Consider the following 22,784-nt stretch of genomic DNA (forward strand, 5'->3'; position numbering starts at 1 on the left):
GATGGCCCGGTCGAAAGGGTTCCACCATACCAAGTTCCACTGCAACCGAATGCAAGAGCCCGATACTAGTTTCCGTCGTCGGGCAAGTTGCCGTCGTGCACTTCATTGCGCCTTCTCTGCAGGAAGGCATCACGCGTGAACGTATACCTGTCCAGGGCGGCATCTTCCAGCAACTGGCTTGCACGCAAGAGGTTCGACCGGAGATCGACCAACCGAAGCGCATACAAGGAATTGCGCACCGGAATGTCCCCGATGACGCTGATGAGGTCACCCTGCACATCCACGGCGAGCGCCGCGGTATCACGCACCGTCGAAGGACCGAGCAATGGGAGGACCAGGTACGGCCCGCTCGGTACGCCCCAACGACCCAGCGTCTGGCCGAAGTCTTCGGTGTGGCGATCAATGCCCGCCTCGGTGGCGACGTCGAGGATGCCGCCGAGTCCAAAGACCGTATTGACGTTCACGCGCATGAAGGTCTGCGCGCTGTCCTGCATCTTGAGTTGCGCCACGCTGTTCACGAAGCTCCAGACGTCCGACAGATTGCCGAAGAAATTGTTGACGCCCGTGCGTATTGGCGATGGCAACACGCGCTGGTAGACCGTTGCGACCGGCCGCAAGACGGCATCGTCGACGGTATCGTTGAAGCGCGAGACTTGACGGTTGAGCGGCTCGAAGGGGTCCGCCGGATTGGCGTTGGGGCCGGTCGCGCATCCCGTCATGAGGATCAGTGCGCTCGCAGCCAATGCCCAGCGCAGACCCAGGGTCCTGAGCGGCTGGGCAAGGAGAGATCGTGGTTTCATTTCTTGTTGGAGTTACCCGACGGCGGGCTTCCCTCGGCCGCCTTGCTATAGAGGAACTGACTGATCAGGTTCTCCAGCACGACAGCGGACTGCGTCGCAGTGATGACGTCGCCGGCCTGGAGGGTCTTTTCGTCGGCACCCGCCTCGATGCCGATGTACTGCTCGCCGAGCAGGCCACTGGTCAGGATCTTGAGCGAGCTGTCCTTCGGGAAACTGTATCGGGTTTGCAGCCCCAGCGTGACAGCGGCCTGGAAGTTCTTGTCGTCGAACGTGATCGATTCGACACGTCCGACGACCACGCCAGCGCTCTTGACCGCGGTCTGCGGCTTCAACCCGCCGATGTTGTCGAAGCGCGCAGTCACCGCGTAGGTTTTCTGGAAGTTCAGGCTCAAGAGGTTGGCCGACTGGAGCGCCAGGAAAAGCAGCGCCGCAGCGCCGATCAGCACGAAAAGGCCGACCCAGATGTCATTGTTGGAACGTTGCATGCGTTGCACTCTCCGATCGATTTTTTTAGATGCTGAACATCATGGCTGTCAGCAGGAAGTCGAGCCCGAGCACCGCGAGCGATGCCACGACCACGGTTCGGGTCGTGGCGCGCGACACGCCTTCGGGCGTCGGCTGCGACTCATAGCCCTGCAGCAGCGCAACAAAGGTGACCGTGACCCCGAAGACGATGCTCTTGACGACGCCGTTGCCGACGTCCCGCCAGACATCGACGCCGCCCTGCATCTGCCCCCAGAACGCGCCCGGATCGACACCCAGCATCAAGACGCCGACGACATAGCCGCCGACCACGCCAACCGCACTGAACACGGCCGCAAGCAGCGGCATGGTGATCACACCTGCCCAGAAGCGGGGGGCAAGGATGCGTTGTACCGGATCGACCGCCATCATTTCCATGGCGCTCAACTGCTCGCCCGCCTTCATGAGCCCGATCTCCGCCGTCAGCGAGGTGCCCGCGCGGCCCGCGAAGAGCAGCGCCGCTACCACCGGCCCGAGCTCTCGCACGAGACTCAGGGCCACCAGCAAGCCGAGCGCTTCCGACGAACCGTAGCGCTGCAATGTGTAGTAGCCCTGCAGGCCGAGCACGAAGCCCACGAAGAGCCCCGACACCGCGATGATCGCGAGCGAGTAGTTGCCGAGGAAATGGATCTGGTCCCGCACCAGCCCGAAGCGACGCAGGCTCTGCGCTCCACGGAAGACGAGACGCAGGAAGAGACGCGCGCCCAGACCAAGGTCTGCGAGCTTGCTGCGCGCTGCGAAACCCACGTCCGAAGGCTTGTACCAGCTCATGCACGTCCCCCCTCGGGATTGCCGAAATCGTCCTCGACACCGACGGCGGGGTAGTGGAAATGCACCGGCCCGTCGGGCAGCGCATTGACGAACTGGTGGACCAGCGGATCGGTGCTCTTTCGCACTTCGTCCGGCTTGCCCTGTGCGGCGATGCCGCCATTGGCGAGGATGATCACGTGATCCGCGATCCGGAACGTCTCCTCGAGATCGTGCGACACGATGATGCTGGTGAGCCCGAGCGTGTCGTTGAGCTGCCTGATGAGCCGCGCCGCCGTGCCGAGCGAAATGGGATCGAGCCCGGCGAAGGGCTCGTCATACATCACGAGATCGGGATCGAGCGCGATCGCGCGCGCCAGCGCCACGCGCCGAGCCATGCCGCCGGACACCTCGCTCGGCATGAGATGCCGCGCGCCGCGCAAACCGACCGCGTCCAGCTTCATGAGCACGATGTCGCGGATGAGGGCGTCGGGCAGTTTCGTGTGTTCCCGCAACGGGAAGGCGACGTTGTCGAACACGCTCATGTCGGTGAAGAGCGCCCCGAACTGGAACAGCATGCCCATTCGGCGCCGCGCAGCATAGAGTGCGTCCGCTCTCAGTTGGCCGATGTTCTGGCCATTGACGAGCACTTCGCCACGCCGCGCGCGCAACTGGCCGCCGATCAGGCGCAGAACCGTGGTCTTGCCGCCGCCCGAAGCCCCCATGAGCGCGGTCACCTTGCCACGCGGCACGGCGAACGAGACGCCGTCGAGAATCGCACGAGTGTTGTACCCGAAAGCGACATTGCGAAACTCGACAAGAGAAGTGGCAGGAGATATTTCCATGGAAATGAAAAAGCCGGGGCGCCCTCAGGCATCCCGGCTTGCGGTGACACACAATGATACGGGAAGCCCGAACTCTGCCTGTTTCGGATCACTCCTAAACGGCGCACGTCGGGGCCGGTGCCCCCTCCCCGGCTTCAACGCGGCAGGTCGCTGAATCCCATCAGGAATTCATCCACCGAGCGCGCCGCCTGGCGCCCTTCGCGAATTGCCCAGACCACCAGCGACTGGCCGCGGCGGATGTCGCCTGCGGCAAACACCTTGGGTACGTTGGTCGCATAGCCGCCGATAAAATCGACGGTGGCCTTGGCATTGCCGCGTGCATCCTTGTCGACACCGAAGGCGTCGAGCACATTCGCCACCGGGCTCACGAAGCCCATCGCGAGCAGCACGAGGTCCGCCTTGAGCACTTGCTCACTGCCGGCGACCTCGACCATCTTGCCGTCCTTCCACTCCACGCGGACGGTCTTCAGGCCGGTGACCTTGCCCTTCTCGCCGATGAACTCCTTGGTCGAGATGGCGAACTCGCGCTCGCAGCCTTCTTCGTGGCTGGAACTGGTGCGCAGTTTGTAGGGCCAGTAGGGCCAGGTCAGCGGGCGGTTTTCCTCTTCGGGCGGCTGCGGAAGCAGTTCGAATTGCGTGACGCTGGCGGCGCCATGGCGATTGCTCGTACCCACGCAGTCGGAGCCGGTGTCGCCGCCGCCGATCACGATCACGTGCTTGCCGTCGGCCCGAAGCTGTCCCTTGACCTTGTCGCCTGCATTGATCTTGTTCTGCTGCGGGAGGAATTCCATCGCGAAGTGGATACCGTCGAGATCCCGGCCAGGAACAGGCAGGTCGCGCGACTGCTCGGCGCCGCCGGTCAGCAACACGGCATCGAACTCCTTGTCGAGCTGCTCGGGCGTGATGATCTCCTTGGCCCAGTTCGTGACCTTGGAGCCTTTGCCCAAGGGATCCTTGGCCGCACCGACCATCACGCTGGTGCGGAAGGTCACGCCTTCGGCCTTCATCTGCTCGACGCGGCGGTCGATGTGCACCTTCTCCATTTTGAAATCGGGGATGCCGTAGCGCAGCAGGCCCCCGATGCGGTCGTTCTTCTCGAACAGCGTCACGTCGTGACCGACGCGCGCGAGTTGCTGCGCCGCCGCCATGCCGGCCGGGCCGGAGCCGACGACCGCAACCTTCTTGCCGGTCTTGTGCTTGGCCGGCCGCGCGGCCACCCAGCCCTCGTCCCATGCGCGGTCGACGATCGCGTGCTCGATCGACTTGATGCCGACCGCATCGTCATTCACGTTGAGCACGCAGGCCGCCTCGCAAGGTGCGGGGCAGATGCGGCCGGTGAATTCCGGGAAATTATTGGTCGAGTCGAGCACGACGAAGGCGCTCTGCCAGTCGCTGCGATAGACCAGGTCGTTGAAGTCCGGAATGATGTTGTTGACCGGGCAGCCGCTGTTGCAGAACGGCGTGCCGCAGTCCATGCAACGCGCACCCTGCACCTTGGCCTGTGCCTCGTCGAGACCGACGACAAATTCCTTGTGGTGCTTGACCCGCTCCTCGATGGGCCTGTAGCCCTCCTCGACGCGCTCGTGCTCCATGAAGCCGGTGATTTTTCCCATCGTGCTGTCCTCAGTTCTTTATCGTTGCTGCCGTCAGACGGCTGCCACCGGCTTGGCGGCCGTCGCGGCGTGCGGCTCCATGCCCGCATGCGCGTTGTTTCCGCTGCTCGTGAGCTCGACCTCGCGGTCATGGATCTCCGCCAGAGCGCGCTTGTATTCGTTCGGGAAGACCTTGACGAACTTCGTGCGGGAAACGGCCCAGGTGTCGAGCAGCTCGCGCGCACGCTTGCTGCCGGTCCAGCGGTGGTGGTCTTCCAGCAGCTTCCGGAGTTGCGCCTCGTCGGTCTCGCCGTCGTGCCACACCTTGCGATGCACGCTCGCTGTCTGCTCAGCGGAGGTCAGCACCTTGTCGAGCGACACCATCGAGAGATTGCAGCGCGAAGCGAACTGGCCGTCCTCGTCGTAGACGAAGGCGACGCCGCCGCTCATGCCGGCCGCGAAGTTGCGGCCAGTCTTGCCGAGCACCGCGACCGTTCCGCCGGTCATGTATTCGCAGCCGTGGTCACCTGTGCCTTCGACCACCGCGGTCGCGCCGGAGAGGCGCACCGCGAAGCGCTCGCCCGCGACACCGCAGAGGTAGGCCTCGCCGGTGGTCGCGCCATAGAGCGCGGTGTTGCCGACGATGGTGTTGCGAATTGCCTCACCCCGGAAGTCGAGACTCGGACGCACCACCACGCGGCCGCCCGACAGGCCCTTGCCGGTGTAGTCGTTGGCATCGCCGATCAGGTACAGCGTGATGCCGCGCGCCAGGAAGGCACCGAAAGACTGGCCGCCCGTGCCTTCGAGCTGGATGCGGATCGAGTCGTCGGGCAGGCCTTGCGGATGGACCTTGGTCAACGCGCCCGAGAGCATGGCGCCGACCGAGCGGTTCACGTTGCGGGCCACCTCGATGAACTGGACCTTCTCGCCCTTGTCGATGGCTGGACGCGACCGTTCGATGAGCTTGTTGTCCAGGCTCTTTTCCAGTCCATGTTCCTGGTTCTCGACGTGGAAGCGGGGCACATCGGCCGGCACGTTCGGCTGTGCGAACAAGCGGCTGAAATCGAGGCCGCGCGCCTTCCAGTGCTCGATGCCCTGCTTGGTGTCGAGCAGGTCGGCACGGCCGATCAGGTCGTCGAACTTGCGCACGCCGAGCTGGGCCATGATCTGCCGGACTTCCTCGGCGACGAAGAAGAAGTAGTTCACCACGTGCTCGGGCCTGCCGGAGAACTTCTTGCGCAGCACCGGGTCCTGCGTGGCCACTCCCACCGGGCAGGTGTTCAGGTGGCACTTGCGCATCATGATGCAGCCTTCGACCACCAGAGGCGCAGTTGCGAATCCGAACTCGTCGGCGCCGAGCAGCGCGCCGATGGCGACGTCTCGGCCGGTCTTCATCTGGCCATCGGCCTGCACGCGAATGCGGCCGCGCAGGCGGTTGAGCACTAGCGTCTGCTGGGTTTCGGCCAGGCCGATTTCCCACGGGCTGCCCGCATGCTTGATCGACGACCAGGGCGAGGCACCCGTGCCGCCGTCATGGCCGGCGATCACGACGTGGTCGCTCTTGCACTTGGCGACGCCGGCCGCGATCGTGCCGACGCCAACTTCGCTCACCAGCTTGACGCTCACGCTCGCATGCGGCGCGACGTTCTTCAGGTCGTGGATCAGCTGAGCCAGATCCTCGATCGAGTAGATGTCGTGGTGCGGCGGTGGCGAGATCAGGCCGACGCCCGGCACCGAGTAACGCAGCTGGCCGATGTAGTTGGATACCTTGCCGCCGGGCAGCTGGCCGCCCTCGCCTGGCTTGGCGCCCTGCGCCATCTTGATCTGCAGCTGGTCTGCCGACGAGAGGTACTCTGCCGTGACGCCGAACCGGCCCGATGCGACCTGCTTGATCTTCGAACGCAGCGAATCGCCGTCCTTCAGCGGAAGGTCGACTTCGACGTTGGCTTCGCCGATCACGCTCTTGAGCGTATCGCCCATCTTGATCGGGATGCCCTTGAGCTCGTTGCGGTAGCGGTTCGGATCCTCGCCGCCCTCGCCGGTGTTGCTCTTGCCGCCAATGCGGTTCATGGCAACGGCCAGCGTCGAATGCGCTTCGGTACTGATGGAACCGAGCGACATGGCGCCCGTGGCGAAGCGCTTGACGATTTCGGTCGCAGGCTCGACCTCGTCCACCGGAATTGCCTTCGCGGGATCGATCTTGAACTCGAATAGGCCGCGCAGCGTGAGATGCCGGCGGTTCTGGTCGTTGACGATCTGCGCGTATTCCTTGAATGTGTTGAAGTTGTTGGCGCGCGTGCTGTGCTGCAGCTTGGCGATCGCATCCGGCGTCCACATGTGCTCTTCGCCACGCGTGCGCCAGGCGTATTCGCCGCCGGCGTCGAGCATGTGCGCGAGCACCGGGTCGTCGCTGAAAGCGGCCTTGTGCATGCGGATCGCTTCCTCGGCGATCTCGAACACACCGATGCCCTCGACGCGGCTTGCCGTACCGGTGAAGTACTTCGCGATGGTCTCGCTGTTGAGGCCGATGGCCTCGAACAGCTGCGCGCCGCAGTAGCTCATGTAGGTGCTGACGCCCATCTTCGACATGATCTTGGACAGGCCCTTGCCGACCGCCTTGACGTAGTTGTAGATGGCCTTTTCAGCGCTCAGGTCGCCGGACAGGTCCTCGTGCATCGCGGCGAGCGTTTCCATCGCCAGGTAGGGATGCACGGCTTCCGCGCCGTAGCCGGCCAGCACACCGAAGTGGTGGACTTCGCGGGCCGAGCCGGTTTCGACGACCAGGCCGGCAGTGGTGCGCAGGCCTTCACGCACCAGGTACTGGTGGATGGCCGACAGCGCCAGCAGCGCAGGGATCGCCACCTGCGTCGGGCCGACCGCGCGGTCGCTCACGATCAGGATGTTGTGGCCGCCCTTGATGGCATCGACCGCTTCGGCGCACAACGACGCCAGCTTGGCCTCGACGCCCTCGTCGCCCCAGGAAAGCGGATAGGTGATGTCGAGCGTGTAGCTCTTGAACTTGCCTTGCGTGTACTTGCCGATGTCGCGCAGCTTGGCCATGTCGGCGAAGTCGAGAATCGGCTGGCTTACCTCGAGCCGCATCGGCGGGTTGACCTGGTTGATGTCCAGCAGGTTCGGCTTCGGGCCGATGAAGGACACCAGCGACATCACGATCGCTTCGCGGATCGGGTCGATCGGCGGGTTCGTCACCTGCGCGAACAACTGCTTGAAGTAGTTGTAGAGCGGCTTGTTCTTGTTGGACAGCACGGCCAAGGGGCTGTCGTTGCCCATGGAGCCGATGCCCTCTTCGCCTGCGGCGGCCATCGGGCTCATCAGGAACTTGATGTCTTCCTGCGTGTAGCCGAAAGCCTGTTGGCGATCGAGCAGGCTGACCTGGCTCGGCGATGCCTGCACCGTCTCGGCCTCCACGCTGTCGAGCTTGATGCGCAGGTTCTCGATCCACTGCTTGTAGGGCTTGCTGTTGGCGAGGGTGGCCTTGACCTCCTCGTCGTCGATCATGCGGCCCTGCTCCAGGTCGATCAGGAACATCTTGCCGGGCTGCAGGCGCCACTTGCGCACGATCTTCTGCTCGGGCACGGGCAGCACGCCGGATTCGGAACCCATGATGACGAGGTCATCGTCCGTCACGCAGTAGCGCGAAGGCCGAAGGCCATTGCGGTCGAGCGTGGCGCCGATCTGGCGGCCGTCGGTGAACACGATCGAGGCCGGGCCGTCCCAGGGCTCCAGCATCGCGGCGTGGTACTCGTAGAAAGCGCGGCGGCGCGGGTCCATCGTCGCGTGCTGCTCCCATGGCTCGGGGATCATCATCATCACGGCCTGGCTGATGGGGTAGCCGGCCATGGTCAGCAGTTCGAGGCAGTTGTCGAAGGTCGCGGTGTCGGACTGGCCGGGGAAGCTGATCGGATAGAGCTTCTGCAGGTCGGCGCCGAGCACGGGCGAGGACATCACGCCTTCGCGTGCCTTCATCCAGTTGTAGTTGCCCTTGACCGTGTTGATTTCGCCGTTGTGCGCGACATAGCGGTACGGGTGGGCCAGCGGCCACTCGGGGAAGGTGTTGGTCGAGAAGCGCTGGTGCACCAGACCGAGAGCCGAGACGCAGCGCTTGTCTTGCAGATCCAGGTAGTAAGTGCCGACTTGATCAGCGAGCAACAGGCCCTTGTAGACCACCGTGCGGCTCGACATGCTCGGAACGTAGTATTCCTTGCTGTGCTTGAGCTTCAGGCGCTGGATGTTGGCGCTTGCGGTCTTTCGGATCACGTAGAGCTTGCGCTCGAGCGCGTCCTGCACGATCACGTCGTTGCCGCGGCCGATGAAGATCTGGCGCAGCAGAGGCTCCTTGGCGCGGACGTTTGGCGACATGGGCATCTCGCGGTTGACCGGCACGTCGCGCCAGCCCAGCAGGACCTGGCCTTCGGCCTTGATCGCACGCTCCATCTCCTGCTCGCAGGCTTCGCGCGATGCGTGCTCCTTGGGCAGGAAGATCATGCCGACGCCGTATTCGCCCGGCGGGGGCAGCGTGACGCCCTGCTTCGCCATCTCTTCGCGGTACAGCAGGTCGGGCAGCTGAATCAGGATGCCGGCGCCGTCGCCCATGAGCTTGTCGGCGCCCACTGCGCCGCGGTGGTCAAGATTTTCGAGAATCTTGAGGCCCTGCAACACGATGGCATGGCTCTTTTCGCCCTTGATGTGGGCCACGAAGCCAACGCCGCAGGCGTCGTGTTCGTCAGCAGCAGAATAAAGACCGTGTTCTTGGAGATGCTGGATCTCGGCAGCCGTCGTCATGGCGTGCTCCTTCAGTTTCGCAGGGAAAGGGAGCATATTGCTTTGCACAAATAATGCCAAACAGTTTAATTGGGGTCAGATTCCGATTAATTTCCGAATGAAATGCTCGGGATAAATATGGGGACACATCAAAAACAATAGCAGACCTGCTAGGCATGACGGGCTTTGCGCCACGCTTGCTATTCGCTTCTTGAAGTTGGAGGGCGTCCGGGACGAGCCTTGAGCACACGCCGATCCGTCGTTTTCTGTAACGAATGGAGAAAATCTTCATCGCCGACGGCCCAGCCGCGCAGTGTGGCGTCGGTCAACGCCGCATGAACAGCGCTCGATATGCCGCCGCGCACCAATTCGGCATACGCGGCCTCACGCGCGAAGGGCGTGTTGCCGAGCGCCCAGTACAGCGGGTGCGGCGTCAGGAACCTGTCCTGGCGCAACCCGACGTAGTGGCCATGGCTCGACCACGGAAAGTCGCGGGCGTCAGTCACCGTGCCGGCGCGCACCGGATTGAGGTCGATGTACACCATGCAGGTCAGCAGATAACGATCCGTCTGAATCAGCGTGGATCTGTACCGCCCTTCCCACAAAGTGCCGGTGCGGCCGTGCCGGTCGTTGAAGTACCGGACATAGCGCCGCCCGACCGCCTGCATCCATTGCGGCAGACCGTCTGCCGTCGACGGCGTGGCGAGCAGGTGGAAGTGGTTGTCCATCAGGACGTACGCATGCAGCGCGATGCCGAAGCGCGCGGCGTTCTCCCCGATCAGGCCCAGGAAGAACTCGTGGTCGGCGCGATCAACGAAGACCGGTTGCCGATTGTTGCCGCGCTGGATGACGTGATGCGGCTGATCGGCCAGGGTGAGGCGGGGCAGGCGTGCCATGGCGCGAAGGGGCGGAGAGGATCAGGGCACACGGAAGCGAGTCTCCATCAGCGACTCCAGCCCGAACTGGGCCAGCAACTCGCGAAGCCGCGCCGCGGCACTCGCTTTGTGCCGCCCGGTGTGGCGCGCGATGATGAGTTCGTTCTTCATGCTGTGCTCCCAACCCACCAGCTCCGTGACTGTCACTTGGTAGCCGTTGGCTTCCAGGTAGAGACAGCGCAGCACGTTGGTCAGCTGGCTTCCGATCTCGCGCGTGTGCAACGGATGGCGCCAGAGTTCCGCCAATGGCGTGCGAGAGAGCGCCAACGCCTTGGTCTGGCGTAGGCAGGCTGCAATCTCGGCCTGGCAGCAAGGCACCAGCACCATGAAGCGCGCCTTTTTCGCGAGCCCGAACGCGATCGCATCGTCGGTCGCGGTGTCGCAGGCGTGAAGCGCCGTCACCACGTCGATCCGTGCCGGCAAGGCCGCCGCGCTGGCCGATTCGGCCACTGTGAGGTTGAGGAACGACATGCGGTCGAAACCCAGGCGCTTGGCAAGGTCGCGCGACCGCTCGACCAGCTCTGCCCGCGTCTCGATTCCATACACGTGCCCGCCGCCGCGCTCGCGGAAGAACAGGTCGTAGATGATGAAGCCCAGGTACGACTTGCCCGCCCCATGATCGGCCAGCGTCGCCTGCGCGCCGTCGTCCGGCAATTCGCGAAGCAGCTTGTCGATGAACTGGAAGAGGTGATAGACCTGCTTGAGCTTGCGGCGCGAGTCCTGGTTGAGCCGGCCTTCGCGCGTGAGGATGTGCAGTTCCTTGAGCAACTCGACCGACTGGCCCGGTCGCAGCTCATTCAGGACCTCCGCTTCAGCCTTCACGGCTTTGGCAACCTTGCTCATCGCGCGGCTCCTCCGGGGCCGACGCCCAAGGCCGTCCAGCCTTCAGCGCCGAGCGCTTCCAGTGTGTCGATGTTCCGGCCGAAGATGGCTTCGGCGTCCGGGAAGGCGTCGACCGCACGGCTCACGCTGTCCTCGCGCAGCAGGTGCAGCGTCGGATACGGCGCGCGGTTGGTCGCGTTCGTGATGTCGTCGGCGTCCGTGCCGGCAAACTGAAAGTGCGGATGGAAGCTCGCGAGCTGAAACTGGCCTTCGAAGCCCTCGCGCGCAAGGCGCCGCTCGGCACGCGCCGTGAAATCATTGAAATCGAGAAAATCAGCCAAGATGTTGGGCGCAATCAGAAGTGTGGTGTCCCGTTCGGAAGCTTCGCAGGCGGCGAGCGCGTTGGCCTCGGCAATCAGCAGGTCGATCAGCTCGGCCTCTTCGCCCTGCAAGTAGACCGCGTAGTGAATTTGCCCTCGAATATGCACCGCTTTCGCAAAGGGGCAGAGATTGAGCCCGATCACCGCGCGCTCCAGCCAGCGTCGGGTATCAGCCTCGGCCTGCGATGACGAAGTGCCAGGGCAGTTCATGTGGCGCCCCTGCGCGCGATGGCAGGCGACAGCCGCGCCGCGAGCGCCAAGCCCATCAGCGAGCACGCCAGCGTGAAGGTCCACGTCCACTGCCAGCCGCCTGCGCGGTGCGCGATCCACGCAACGAACGGCGGCGCGATGAACTGGCCCAGTGACGATGCCTGCTGCATCATCCCGACGGTGATCGACACGGTCGAAGGCCCCGGCGCAAGCCGCACCGCCAGCATGAACAGGGTGGCCGGCACGACCCCGCCGCCCAGCGAGAACATGCAGACCGCCAGGTAACGCAGCGCCGGCGGCAGGCTCAGCGCATCGTCGACACCGCCGAACTGCGCAAAAGCAGCCATGCTGCCGAGCGCCATGACGACGAAGCCGCAGCGCAGCAGGCGATCGGGTGCCACGCCGCGCTGGAGCAGTCGGCCGCCCGTCACGTTGCCAACGATGTTGGTCGCCGCCGCCAGAGCGGTGAGCGCCGCGTTCCAGGCGCTTGGCACGCCAGCGTCGGCGTAGATCGCCGGCAGGAAGCCGATCACGGCCATCCATTGCGAGGAGTAGACGGCAAAGGCAAGCGCCAAGGTCCATGGCGCGCTCGCACCGACGGTGCCGCGCAGCCGCAATGACCAACTTTCCGTCGACGATGCAACTATTGCCTGCCGCGCTTTGTCGCCGGGCACCGCGAGCGTCACCCAGATCGCCGCCGCCGCTGAGACAGCGGACAGGGCCCACCACCATCCCGACCAGCCTGCCCAGGCGATCAGCGCCGGTCCCAGCAGGAGGGCCAAAGCCACGCCGAGCGGCATGTAGGCGCCCCACAATCCGAGCGCCGCCTTCTCCGACTCGGGCGGCGCCATCGCCCGGACCAGCCCGGGCCCCGGCATCACTGCCAGGAGAAATCCAACGCCTTCGAGCGCCCGAAGGGCCAGCAACCAAGGCAAAGCCTGCGCGCCGTCTGCAACCCAGATCCCCACCAGTCCGCCAAAAACGCTCGCGATGGTGACCACCACCAACCCGGCGAGCATGCTGCGCCGCAATCCGATCGTGTCCGCGGCCAGTCCGACGAAGATGCCGAGCGTCATGCCCGCAACCTGGACGAGCGACAGGAGGAAACCCGCTTCGACCAATCCGAGGCCCAGGCTCGCTTGCAAGGCAGGCACCGCCGGCGGCAACTTGCCCAGATGCAACGCGGCGGCAACTCCTGCGGCCACGACGGCCAGCGCCGAGGCGGGAATGCGGGCCCGCGGGATCGACAGGCCGCTCATTCGACCCACCGTCGCCCCGTGAGCCGCTCGTATTCACGGATCGCGAATCGATCGGTCATCCCGGCAATATAGTCCGCCACCGCGCGATGTCGGTCCTCGCGCTGCCCGTATCCCTCCGGCATCTCTGCCGGCGCATCGAAGTATGCGGCGAACAAAGCGCGAACCACCCCTTGCGCCTGATTGGCAGTCTGAATCACCCGTTCGTGCCGATACAAGTTGTGGAAAAGGAAGCGCTTGAGGTCCGTCGATTCGGACCGCATGGCCTTGCTGAAGAGCACCAGCGGCGTCGCGCGGCGGACAGCATCCGCATCGGCCGGCGCCGTGACCTCGAGCGCACCGCGCGTCGCATCGATCACGTCATAGACCTGCGCGCTGAGCATCCGCCGGATCGTCTCGTAGAGAACCCGTCGTCCATGAAGCTGCGGATACTCCGCCAGCGCCTCGCGGCGATAGCGATCGAACAAGGCCACCTCGCTCAATCGCTCGATGCTGATCAGCCCCGACCTCACGCCATCGTCGATGTCGTGAGCGTTGTAGGCGATCTCGTCGGCAAGGTTGCACAGCTGCGCTTCCAGCCCCGGCTGCGTGCGGTCACAGAATCGTCGCGCCACGCCGCCCGGCTCGGCGGCCTCGATGCGCTCTGCATTGGCATGCGAACAGTGCTTGAGAATGCCTTCGCGCGTCTCGAAGCTCAGGTTGAGGCCGTCGTACTGCGGGTAGCGATGCTCGAGTTCATCCACGACACGCAGGCTCTGCAGGTTGTGTTCGAAACCTCCGTGATCCCGCATGCGGTCGTCGAGCGCGTCCTGGCCGGCGTGCCCGAAGGGCGTGTGGCCGAGATCGTGCGCCAGGGCGATCGCTTCGACCAGATCCTCATTGAGCCGCAGCGCGCGCGCGACCGAGCGCCCGAGCTGCGCGACTTCGAGCGAATGAGTGAGCCGCGTGCGGAACAGATCCCCTTCGTGATTCAGGAATACCTGCGTCTTGTAGACCAGGCGGCGGAACGCCGTCGAATGCACGATGCGATCGCGATCGCGCTGGAACGCATCGCGCGTGGGCGCCGGCAGTTCGGGGTGCCTGCGTCCGCGCGACATGGCGGGATCGGAGGCGTAGGGCGCGAGGCTCATGCTGCGCAGCCCAGCCGAGAATTCAGGCGGCGCAGCATTGCGCAAGCACCTCGCGCACCATCGCATCGGGAGCGCCACGCATGATGGCTGAACCGGGCTTGTCCAGCACGACAAAACGGATCTCCCCAGCTTCCGACTTCTTGTCGATGCGCATCAGTTCCAGATAGCGCTCGACACCAAGCGCAGGCGCCACGACGGGAAGGCCGGCGCGCTGGATCAGCGCCGTGAGTCGCTGCACGAAGGCAGCGTCGATGCCGCCGAGCCGCTCCGACAAATGCGCGGCCATGACCATGCCGCAACCCACCGCCTCGCCGTGCAGCCACTCACCATAGCCAAGCCCCGATTCGATCGCGTGACCGAAGGTATGGCCGAAATTGAGAATTGCGCGCAGACCCGTTTCCCGTTCGTCCTGGCCAACGACGGCCGCCTTGATCTCGCAACTGCGCTTGACGGCATGCGCCAGCGCGGCAGGCTCCCGCGCCACCAGGGCATCGATATTTGTCTCGATCCACGCCAGGAAATCCATGTCGTAGATCGGCCCGTACTTGATGATTTCGGCCAATCCGGCGCTGAGTTCCCGCGGCGGCAAGGTGTTCAGCGTCGCCAGGTCACACAGCACGAGTTGCGGCTGATAGAACGCGCCGATCATGTTTTTCCCCAACGGATGGTTGATGGCAGTCTTGCCTCCCACTGAAGAATCAACCTGCGCCAGCAAGGTGGTCGGCACCTGGACGAAGGGCACGCCTCGCATGTAGCTGGCGGCCGCAAAGCCGGTCATGTCGCCCACGACGCCACCGCCGAGCGCAAAGAGCACAGTTTTGCGGTCGCAGCCGTGACTCAGCAGCGCGTCGAAGATCAGGTTGAGCGTTTGCCAGTCCTTGTGCGCCTCGCCGTCGGGGAGTTCGAGCAAGCGGACCGACCGGAACCGACTAGAAATCACTTTGCTCAGTGTTGCGGCGTACAAGGGCGCGACAGTCGTGTTGGTCACGATCAACGCGCTTGCGCTGTCGGGCACTTTGGCGAAGGACATCGGATCGTTGAGCAAACCGCTGCCAATCAGAATGGGGTAGCTGCGATCGCCGAGTTCGATCTCGACACGCTCATGGGAAATCATCAATGGCATGGCTGCGAGTTTAGGCGCATGCCCGCCCCCGCCGGCTACTCGGGAGGTCTAGCCTGCGGCGATGAAGGGATGATTCCCGCCAACTCGAGTTGCGCCACAACGAGATTGACGGACATCACCAATGTGGGTCGTCCGGTATCGATCACTTCGTGAGCGGTCTCGCGGTAAAGCGGATCGCGCACGTCATAGAGTTGGCGCAATCGGCCCAGGGGATCGTCCACCTGCAAGAGCGGTCGCTTTACGTCGTGCCGCAAGCGGCGGAATAAATCTTCTGGGGAAGAGCGAAGATAGACGACATGTCCGCCTTCGCGCAGCGTGCGACGATTGATATCCCTCAATATAGCGCCGCCGCCGGTGGCCAACACACCACAATGCGTGGCGACGAGTTCGCTGATCACCGACTGCTCGATGTCGCGAAAACTCACCTCGCCTTCACGCTCAAAGTAGTCACGTATTGAGCAAGCGATGCGTTCCTCGATCACCGTGTCGGAATCCAGAAACGGCAAATCGAGCTCACGGCCGAGTCGACGACCGATGCTCGATTTACCCGAACCCGGCAAGCCGATCAGGATGATCGGCTTGCCTGAAGTCATTCTTAGAGCGGAGTGTTGCAACCTTGATTGGGACCGGTACCGGTGTCGCTCCCGTAAGGCGGGATATTGAACGACCCGTTGGCCACATCTTCCTGTGCAGCGCGAAGGATATAAGTGTACGTCGCAGCGCCTTCGCTGCCCGACACCCCCGCTGTGACCCGGATCTTCACGCGCAACCACGTCGCAACGTTTTGCGGGTAGGTCAGTTGAACCTGCGCCAGGCCACCGTTTTGGGTCAGGTTGCCATTGACGAAGCTGATCGCCGCGTCAGCTTGTCGGGGCGTGAGCTGGCCGTCCTTGTTAGTGTCCTCACCGGCGTCCAAGACGCCGTTACGAAGCTGTGGCTGGTCTTCGTTGTAGCACCATTTGTAGCCCGGGAAGTCGTTCGTGAGCAAGGTCGGGGGCGCCGGCGGCGTGGCACCCTTCCAGTACCCGTCGATGTCGACGACGGCGGACAGGGGAACGCCATCCTTGGCCTGACCGGCCGAGTCAACGACCTGAATCTCGAATTGCTTGATGTATGAAATTTTGCTCGGGGATTTCGTGATTTCGTTGCCGGACCCGATCGTCAGCGAGACAGGGCTAGCCGTCACCGTCAGCGACGTCTGCACCTCGTTCGGGCAAGTGCCTGCGGCAAAGTCAGTCACGTCGTAACACGCCTTGATGGCCACCCCATTGGTGGGGCTGGATGTGGTCGAAGCCACATAGCTCGTCGTGGCCACCCCGGTGGCGTCGCTGTAGACCAAGTCCGAGCCCGTCGAAAGCGATTCGCCGGGCAGCGCAGTGCTCGCCACAGAGAACCGCACGCGCATATTCGGAATCGGCGTGTTGTTGGCGGCGAAGAACAGAGCGCGGATTTCCGACCGGTTGGCGGTGCTACCGCTGGCATTGGACGCCACCACGACTGGATTGGCGAGTGCACTTGCGCCGGACACGGGCCCGACGGCGTTCGGGACTTGTGCTCCTGACGACACCTGCAATGGGTAAGTACTGGTAACTCCCAAACTTTCCACGGCAATCGTATAAAGCCCGACGGTGCTGGGAGCCGGGAATGTGTAGGTAACGGCGCCGTTCGAACTGGTCTGGGTGGCCGCGAACGACTGTCCGGGAATGCCACTCGCCGTCACCGTCGCTCCGGCGACACCCGCATTGGATGCATCCTTGACAGTGACCGTCAAAGTCACGCTTGCGCCGGGCAGTGGCTTCTGTGGTACTGCATTCAACTGGATCGCACTGCCCGCAACGCTGATCGCACCTGTCTTGGTCAGCGTGCCCGACTTCACCGAGTAGTGAATGAGCCGATTGGACTTGTCGGCGCCAATGCCGATCTTTCCGCCAAAGGTGCCGTCAGGGGCGGTGGTCGACCCAGATGCTGGTGTGAACACTGCATTGCTATCGACGGTCACCGCGACGGGGACCGAGGCGACAACGTTGCGCGACGCATCGACAGCTACAACGTTGAGCGAGGCTTGGTCACTGCCAGTGTTCGTCAGCGCAGATTTGTCGACCGTGACAATCATGTCCGCCGCCGCTGGCGCGGGCACTGGCGCTGGGGCCGGCGTAGTTCCTGTGTCACCTCCACTGGCCGGGGCCGCCGGGGGAAGCCCCGGACTGCCGCCACCGCCACACGCTGTCACGATGGCAGCCATGATCGTTGCAACCAACGCAGATTTCTTCACGCTCAATGAGTTTCCCATTTTTAACCTAAAAACATTCTTGTTCATTTATCGGGCCGCGTTGCGGTCGGTGATCATCTTCGGCGTGATGAAGACAAGCATTTCCGTCTTGTTCGCCGTGCGATTCCGCGTCCGGAAAAGTCCGCCCAAATAGGGGACCTCTCCGAGTACCGGAATGCGCGACTCATCGACTGCTTCAGTCAATTCGAAGATCCCGCCGATGACGACCGTGCCGCCGTTTTCAACCAGCACTTCCGTTTGGACGTGCTTCGTATTGATGGCAAAGCCGGCCGTCGTGGCTTGACCCACCGTGTCCTTGTTGACGTCCAGCGTCAGAATGATGTTGCCCTCGGGGGTGATCTGAGGGGTCACTTCGAGCTTGAGATTCGCCTTGCGGAAGGCAATGGAGGTGGCGCCGCTCGAGGTCGCGACCTGATAAGGGAGTTCAGTGCCCTGCTCGATCAGCGCCTTCGTCTGATCGGCCGTGACCACGCGTGGACTCGAGACCACCTTGCCCTTGCCGTCAGCCTCCAGCGCCGAGATTTCTAGGTTGAGAATTCTCGACAGGCTCGAATTGAAAAGTGAAATAGCAAAGGTGCCCGGCGAATTGCCGTTCCCCGCGACGCCGGTGGAGGGCAGGTTCACGAAGTTGGAACCCGTGAAGACCGTGGTCGCAGTGGGCTGGTTGGCGAAAACGCCGTTGACAACCGGATTCGGCGTCACGATCGGGTTCGCACCAATCGTGCCATTCGTATTGATAATGCCCCCGCCCAGTTTGACGCCCAGCGACTTGCCGAAGGTGTCCGACGCTTCGACGATGCGAGCCTCGATCAGCACCTGGCGCACCGGAACGTCCAGTTTCTGGATCAATTCAGCCACCTGGGTCAGACGCGACGGGATGTCCGAAACGAAGAGCTGATTGGTTCGGGACTCGGCGATCACGCTACCGCGGGGGCTCAGGATGCGAGAGGCCGTGCCTGCACCGCCACCGCTGCCCGCGCCTGCGCCGGTACCCGTCAGGCCCGCGGCAATCGCAACCGCCTTGGTGTAGTTGAGCTGGAACGACTGGGTGCGAAGCGGCTCCAGGTTCTGGATGGCGGCCTGCGCCTCGAACTCCAGCTTTTCCTTGGCATTGATTTCGTCCTTGGGCGCGATCCACAGAACGCTGCCGTTCTTGCGCATGCCCAGGTTTTTCGCCTGCATGATGATGTCCAGCGCCTGATCCCAGGGCACATCTTTCAGCCGAAGCGTGAGCGCTCCGGTCACGGAATCGGATGTCACGATGTTGAAGTTCGTGAAGTCGGCAATCACCTGAAGTAGCGAACGGATTTCGATGTTCTGGAAGTTCAGCGAGAGCTTTTCACCCGTGTAGCCAACGCCCTGCGTCAGCTTGGTCGGGTCGACCTTGCGGGGGCGGACTTCAACGACGAACTGGTTTTCGCTCTGATAGGCGCTGTGCTCCCAGTCTCCCTTGGGCTCGATGGTCATCCGCACGCGGTCACCCACTTGCTGCGTCGTCACGAGTTGAACGGGCGTGCCGAAATCCGAAACGTCGAGCCGGCGGCGCAGGCCTTCCGGCAAGGTCGATTTCGTGAACTCGACCACGAGGTTCTTGCCTTGCTGGCGGATGTCGACGCCCACTTGGTTGTTAGCCAGATCGACAATCACGCGGCCGGTGTTGTCCGAACCCAGGCGGAAATCGACGTCGCGCAACGGCAAGGTGTCACGGTTCCGGTTCTCCGCGAACGCGGAGGGCATCGAAGCGACCAGGGCGGCACCCGGCACAGGTTCCAGCGAGACCAGAAGGGACTTGCCCTGGATCTCTGTCTTGTACGCAGTGGCTTGCTTGAGGTTCAGCACCAGGCGCGTCCGTTCGCCAGCCTGAACGACGTTCACCGAACGCAGATTGCCTTGGTTGACCTCGATCGCCGACCGGCCGATCGCGTTCGTCACACCGGGGAAATCGAGGGCAACGCGCGCCGGCGATTGAATGGCAAAGCCCGCCGGCGGCGCCGTGAGGGGCTGGGTGAAGTCGATCCGAATGACCTCGGCGCCCGATTGCATCGAGCTCGTGACCGATTCGATGGCATTCTGCGCATGAGCGGCGGCCGCCGCGCTCAACGCGAGGACAGCCGCACCGGCAACGCGCAGCCAGCGTGCGAACATTGATTTTTGTTGATTCATTTCGTCCTCTCTTGCAACTGCAGAGTCGCCACGCGTTCAATCCATTCACCGGCGGCGTCCTGCACGATTTCACGCAAGGCGAGTTCGGTTTCACTGATACGGGTAATGCGCCCGTAGTTGAGTCCCAGATAGTTGCCCATCCGAACCTGATAGAGCAGCTTGTCGACACTGATCAGCGCGACCGGCTGTCCGTTTCGGTTCAGGCTGCCCACCATCGCCATCGAATCGAGCGGGAAGGCCTCCAGGGCCTCTTTGCGACGCGTGAGTTCCGGTGCAATCAGACCAGAGGTGCTGGGCTGGCTCGAGTCACGGCGCAGTGCCTGCGTCAACTTCTGCATGTTGAAAGGCTCGATGACCGCGCCTTCCGTGTAAGCCTGGGGCGTGAATTTCTTCGGCTCGGTGATGGGCGGCACCGTCGGGCGAACCTGCGCCCGCTCGTTGTCCATCCAGCGCTGAAGATCCTCCTGCTCGGAGCCGAAGCAGCCGCTCAGGCTGACCGCGGCCACGCCAAGCCAGAGAAAACGGAGCGATCTCATTTCTTCTTTGCCTCCGCGGCAGCTCGTTTCTGCATGGCTTGCTCTTCCTCATCCAGATAACGATAGGTCCGGGCCGTCGCGTCCATGACCAGGCCTCCATCCTTCTGCGGCGTGACGGACAGGTTGTTCAAGGTCACGATGCGGGAAAGGTTTGCAACGTCAGCGGCAAAGGCGCCCATGTCGTGATAGCGACCCGTCACGCGCACGGCGATTGGCAGTTCGGCGTAGTAATCCTTGACCGAAATCTGGCCTGGGCGGAACAACTCGAACTGCAGGCTGCGCCCGAGGCCCGCCTGGTTGATGTCCGAAAGCAGGGCATCCATTTCCGCCTTGCTCGGCAGCTGCTTTTCGAGGAGCGTGACGTATTGCTGGACCTGCTCGCGCTGCTTCTTCAGCAACTCGAGATTGGCGGCCTGCGCGACCTTCTTCTGGTAGTCCGCCCTGAGCGTGACTTCCTTGGCGCGCTCGGCTTCGAGTTCGTCGTTCGAATTGGTGAGCCACACGAACCACAAGGCCACCAGCACCATCGCCGCGACTGCGACGCATAAGGCGTATCGCGGAACTGCCGGCCAGACCGAGGGATCGTTCGGATTGAGGCCCTGGAACTGCTGACCGAAGCGCCGCATGGCGGTCGCGAGATCGATCTTCGGGGATGAGCGTTTTGTTGCCATGATGAACGCCTATCCTTTGGGTGCAGGCGCCGCAGCCTTGCCCGCTGGTGCGGCGGCTTTCTGTGCCTCGGTGGGTCGCTTGAGGCCGATGCGCATCGTGAAGTTCGCGACGCGACGCTGATCGCGCGGGCTCAGGCTGACATTGCCCGACGTGATTTCAATGAGTTCCGGCTTGACCAGCCACGGGCTGTTGTTGCCAAGATTGCGAAGCAGCTCGGACACGCGCTCGTTGGATTGGGCCATGCCTTGCAGCGTGACGGCCTGGTTGTCCTGCTTCATGCTTGTCAGGTAGACCCCGTCGGGCAACTGCCGAACGAGTTCATTGAGCAAATGGACGGGCATATTGCGGTCGCCCTGCAGGTCCTCGACGGCTTGTTGCCTGGCTCTCAAGGCGGCAATTTCGGCCTGCAGGGTCGAGATTTCCTTGATTTCCGCTTCTAGCTTGGTGATCGCGGACTGCAACAGGCCGTTCTTCGACTGCTGGCCGGAAATCTGGGCCTGGTACCAGAGAAATGCCAGTCCGGCGATGACACCACCCAGTACTGCGGACAGTCCCAGCGTGGCGTAGAAGGACTCGCGCCGGCGCTTGCGCGCAGCCTCCCGGTGCGGGAGCAGGTTGATCAAGATCACTGCAGAAACCTCCGCATCGCGAGGCCGCACGATGTCAGATAGGACGGCGCTTCGCGTCGTACCTTCTTCTCACGGATTCCGCTGCCGATTTCCATTCCATCGAACGGATTCACGAGTGAGCAGGCAAAGGAAGTCTGGCGCGTGACTGCGCTCGTCAGGCCTGGCAGTGCTGCCGAGCCCCCTGCCAGCAAAACGTAGTCGACGCGATTGTGCGGCGTACTGGTAAAGAAGAACTGAAGCGCCCTCGCGATTTCCTGCGCGATGCTCGCCACGAAAGGCTTGAGGACACCCGATCCATAGTCGTCAGGCAATTCCCCGCTCCGCTTCTTGGCTTCGGCCTCCTCAGCAGAGAAACCATATTGCCGAACGATGAGCTGCGTGAGCTGAGCACCGCCGAAAGCCTGGTCACGGTCGTAGAGCACTTCCTGGTTCCGCAGAACCTGCATGCTGGTCGTGAAGGCACCCACTTCGAACAGTGCAACCACCGCATCGCGGCCCTGGCCTGGAAGCTGCTCGATCAAGCGGGCCGTCGCAAGGCGCGAAGCGTAGGACTCCACATCCAGAATCACAGCCTTCAGACCGGACGCCTCGGCCAAACCCTGGCGGTCCTGAACCTTTTCCTTGCGGGATGCTGCAATCAGCACTTCGACGTCGCCTGCCGAATTGGCGCTTTGGCCGATGACGCAGAAATCGAGGCTGACTTCGTCGAGCGAAAAGGGGATGTATTGATTGGCTTCGGACTCGACCTGAATTTCGAGTTCCTGCTCGCTCATGCCACCCGGCAGGACAATCTTCTTGGTAATGACGGCGGATGGCGGCAAGGCCAGTGCGACGTTCTTGGTCCGTGTGCCACTCTTGCGGACGACGCGGCGGACGGCTTCGGCGACTTCGTCGAACTTTTCCACGTTGCCGTCCGTGATCCAACCGCGCTCGAGCGGCTCGATCGCACATCGCTCGAGTACCAACTTGCCGCTCGCGTCACGGCCGAGTTCGACCAGCTTGACGCTGGACGAACTGACGTCTAACCCGAGCAGTGGCGCGGGCTGACGGCGAAACAACGATCCCAGAGCAGTCAAGTTAGATCCCATCCGTTTGTAACGATTGGAAAAAATTGCGAGTGGTTGCATGCTAGCAGCAAGGGACAACGCCAACCAAGCGGCGAATCCCCAGTGCAGCGTCAATCGTTGTCAAAAGTCGACGTAACGGTTCCGATCTGCAACTTACGTCACAAATAAGAGTACTTGGGTCCTAACTGCTACGGACGGACCGTCTTGGAGAGCCACGTTTTTATAATGCTCGCTGACTTCAACAGCCTCAATGCCCGAAACAACTCGACCCAAAGGGCCATCC

19 protein-coding genes are annotated in these 22,784 nt (G+C 63.1%); all 19 read right to left on the reverse strand.

The genetic code is table 11. From position 1 onward, the window contains the following. Positions 1-65: 65 nt before the first annotated feature. On the reverse strand, positions 66-800 hold the full coding sequence (locus tag QTI04_RS23100) for a VacJ family lipoprotein (protein WP_286617688.1): 735 nt from the start codon (positions 798-800) through the stop codon (positions 66-68). Next, positions 797-1,285, reverse strand: a complete 489-nt coding sequence (mlaD, locus tag QTI04_RS23105) for an outer membrane lipid asymmetry maintenance protein MlaD (protein WP_286602192.1) — start codon at positions 1,283-1,285, stop codon at positions 797-799. The genes QTI04_RS23100 and mlaD overlap by 4 nt, the downstream gene beginning before the upstream one ends. Positions 1,286-1,310: 25 nt before the next feature. After that, complete coding sequence (mlaE, locus tag QTI04_RS23110) at positions 1,311-2,093, reverse strand: lipid asymmetry maintenance ABC transporter permease subunit MlaE (RefSeq protein WP_286602194.1); 783 nt, start codon at positions 2,091-2,093, stop codon at positions 1,311-1,313. Further along, positions 2,090-2,914, reverse strand: coding sequence for an ABC transporter ATP-binding protein (locus QTI04_RS23115; protein ID WP_286617689.1), 825 nt, complete (start codon positions 2,912-2,914; stop codon positions 2,090-2,092). Before QTI04_RS23115 ends, mlaE begins: the two co-directional genes overlap by 4 nt. A gap of 134 nt (positions 2,915-3,048) precedes the next feature. Next, entirely contained in the window at positions 3,049-4,527 is a 1,479-nt protein-coding gene (locus tag QTI04_RS23120) for a glutamate synthase subunit beta (RefSeq protein WP_286602196.1), read from the reverse strand. A 33-nt stretch (positions 4,528-4,560) separates the two neighbouring features. Next, entirely contained in the window at positions 4,561-9,309 is a 4,749-nt protein-coding gene (locus QTI04_RS23125; RefSeq protein WP_286617690.1) for a glutamate synthase-related protein, read from the reverse strand. 179 nt (positions 9,310-9,488) lie between these two features. Next, the gene (locus QTI04_RS23130) at positions 9,489-10,184 is read right to left on the reverse strand and encodes a transposase (RefSeq protein WP_286617691.1); all 696 of its coding nucleotides are present in this window, start codon (positions 10,182-10,184) and stop codon (positions 9,489-9,491) included. Between the two features lie 21 nt (positions 10,185-10,205). Continuing rightward, positions 10,206-11,066 (reverse strand): SAM-dependent methyltransferase, encoded by an 861-nt coding sequence (locus QTI04_RS23135; RefSeq protein WP_286617692.1) that lies wholly within the window; start codon positions 11,064-11,066, stop codon positions 10,206-10,208. After that, positions 11,063-11,635: a DUF1415 domain-containing protein gene (locus tag QTI04_RS23140; RefSeq protein ID WP_286617693.1), complete on the reverse strand. Its 573-nt coding sequence runs from the start codon at positions 11,633-11,635 to the stop codon at positions 11,063-11,065. The genes QTI04_RS23135 and QTI04_RS23140 overlap by 4 nt, the downstream gene beginning before the upstream one ends. After that, positions 11,632-12,894 (reverse strand): CynX/NimT family MFS transporter, encoded by a 1,263-nt coding sequence (locus tag QTI04_RS23145; RefSeq protein WP_286617694.1) that lies wholly within the window; start codon positions 12,892-12,894, stop codon positions 11,632-11,634. The genes QTI04_RS23140 and QTI04_RS23145 overlap by 4 nt, the downstream gene beginning before the upstream one ends. Beyond that, complete coding sequence (locus QTI04_RS23150) at positions 12,891-14,021, reverse strand: deoxyguanosinetriphosphate triphosphohydrolase (protein WP_286617695.1); 1,131 nt, start codon at positions 14,019-14,021, stop codon at positions 12,891-12,893. Before QTI04_RS23150 ends, QTI04_RS23145 begins: the two co-directional genes overlap by 4 nt. Positions 14,022-14,043: 22 nt before the next feature. Continuing rightward, a complete protein-coding gene (gene aroB, locus QTI04_RS23155) occupies positions 14,044-15,144 on the reverse strand; it encodes a 3-dehydroquinate synthase (RefSeq protein WP_286617696.1) in 1,101 nt (366 codons plus the stop codon). A 35-nt stretch (positions 15,145-15,179) separates the two neighbouring features. Next, complete coding sequence (locus tag QTI04_RS23160) at positions 15,180-15,737, reverse strand: shikimate kinase (RefSeq protein ID WP_286617697.1); 558 nt, start codon at positions 15,735-15,737, stop codon at positions 15,180-15,182. 2 nt (positions 15,738-15,739) lie between these two features. Further along, a complete protein-coding gene (locus QTI04_RS23165) occupies positions 15,740-17,257 on the reverse strand; it encodes a carboxypeptidase-like regulatory domain-containing protein (RefSeq protein ID WP_286617698.1) in 1,518 nt (505 codons plus the stop codon). 204 nt (positions 17,258-17,461) lie between these two features. Beyond that, on the reverse strand, positions 17,462-19,597 hold the full coding sequence (gene pilQ / locus QTI04_RS23170) for a type IV pilus secretin family protein (RefSeq protein ID WP_286617699.1): 2,136 nt from the start codon (positions 19,595-19,597) through the stop codon (positions 17,462-17,464). Further along, positions 19,594-20,133, reverse strand: a complete 540-nt coding sequence (locus QTI04_RS23175) for a pilus assembly protein PilP (RefSeq protein WP_286602209.1) — start codon at positions 20,131-20,133, stop codon at positions 19,594-19,596. Before QTI04_RS23175 ends, pilQ begins: the two co-directional genes overlap by 4 nt. Beyond that, positions 20,130-20,804 (reverse strand): type 4a pilus biogenesis protein PilO, encoded by a 675-nt coding sequence (locus tag QTI04_RS23180; protein WP_286602210.1) that lies wholly within the window; start codon positions 20,802-20,804, stop codon positions 20,130-20,132. The genes QTI04_RS23175 and QTI04_RS23180 overlap by 4 nt, the downstream gene beginning before the upstream one ends. Before the next feature lie 9 nt (positions 20,805-20,813). Then, positions 20,814-21,434 (reverse strand): PilN domain-containing protein, encoded by a 621-nt coding sequence (locus QTI04_RS23185; RefSeq protein ID WP_286602213.1) that lies wholly within the window; start codon positions 21,432-21,434, stop codon positions 20,814-20,816. Beyond that, positions 21,431-22,510: a pilus assembly protein PilM gene (locus QTI04_RS23190; RefSeq protein WP_028249285.1), complete on the reverse strand. Its 1,080-nt coding sequence runs from the start codon at positions 22,508-22,510 to the stop codon at positions 21,431-21,433. The genes QTI04_RS23185 and QTI04_RS23190 overlap by 4 nt, the downstream gene beginning before the upstream one ends. Positions 22,511-22,784: the final 274 nt, after the last annotated feature.

Source organism: Variovorax sp. J22R115 (genome assembly GCF_030317005.1).
GTDB lineage: Bacteria > Pseudomonadota > Gammaproteobacteria > Burkholderiales > Burkholderiaceae_C > Variovorax.

Coding starts and splice junctions, on each gene's coding strand:
- QTI04_RS23140 (WP_286617693.1), bottom strand. CDS start 11,635: ATGAACTGCCCTGGCACTTCGTCATCGCAGGCCGAGGCTGATACCCGA.
- QTI04_RS23120 (WP_286602196.1), bottom strand. CDS start 4,527: ATGGGAAAAATCACCGGCTTCATGGAGCACGAGCGCGTCGAGGAGGGC.
- QTI04_RS23175 (WP_286602209.1), bottom strand. CDS start 20,133: ATGAGATCGCTCCGTTTTCTCTGGCTTGGCGTGGCCGCGGTCAGCCTG.
- QTI04_RS23135 (WP_286617692.1), bottom strand. CDS start 11,066: ATGAGCAAGGTTGCCAAAGCCGTGAAGGCTGAAGCGGAGGTCCTGAAT.
- QTI04_RS23115 (WP_286617689.1), bottom strand. CDS start 2,914: ATGGAAATATCTCCTGCCACTTCTCTTGTCGAGTTTCGCAATGTCGCT.
- QTI04_RS23180 (WP_286602210.1), bottom strand. CDS start 20,804: ATGGCAACAAAACGCTCATCCCCGAAGATCGATCTCGCGACCGCCATG.
- QTI04_RS23100 (WP_286617688.1), bottom strand. CDS start 800: ATGAAACCACGATCTCTCCTTGCCCAGCCGCTCAGGACCCTGGGTCTG.
- QTI04_RS23160 (WP_286617697.1), bottom strand. CDS start 15,737: ATGACTTCAGGCAAGCCGATCATCCTGATCGGCTTGCCGGGTTCGGGT.
- pilQ (WP_286617699.1), bottom strand. CDS start 19,597: ATGAATCAACAAAAATCAATGTTCGCACGCTGGCTGCGCGTTGCCGGT.
- mlaE (WP_286602194.1), bottom strand. CDS start 2,093: ATGAGCTGGTACAAGCCTTCGGACGTGGGTTTCGCAGCGCGCAGCAAG.
- mlaD (WP_286602192.1), bottom strand. CDS start 1,285: ATGCAACGTTCCAACAATGACATCTGGGTCGGCCTTTTCGTGCTGATC.
- aroB (WP_286617696.1), bottom strand. CDS start 15,144: ATGCCATTGATGATTTCCCATGAGCGTGTCGAGATCGAACTCGGCGAT.
- QTI04_RS23125 (WP_286617690.1), bottom strand. CDS start 9,309: ATGACGACGGCTGCCGAGATCCAGCATCTCCAAGAACACGGTCTTTAT.
- QTI04_RS23130 (WP_286617691.1), bottom strand. CDS start 10,184: ATGGCACGCCTGCCCCGCCTCACCCTGGCCGATCAGCCGCATCACGTC.
- QTI04_RS23145 (WP_286617694.1), bottom strand. CDS start 12,894: ATGAGCGGCCTGTCGATCCCGCGGGCCCGCATTCCCGCCTCGGCGCTG.
- QTI04_RS23165 (WP_286617698.1), bottom strand. CDS start 17,257: ATGATTGTCACGGTCGACAAATCTGCGCTGACGAACACTGGCAGTGAC.
- QTI04_RS23150 (WP_286617695.1), bottom strand. CDS start 14,021: ATGAGCCTCGCGCCCTACGCCTCCGATCCCGCCATGTCGCGCGGACGC.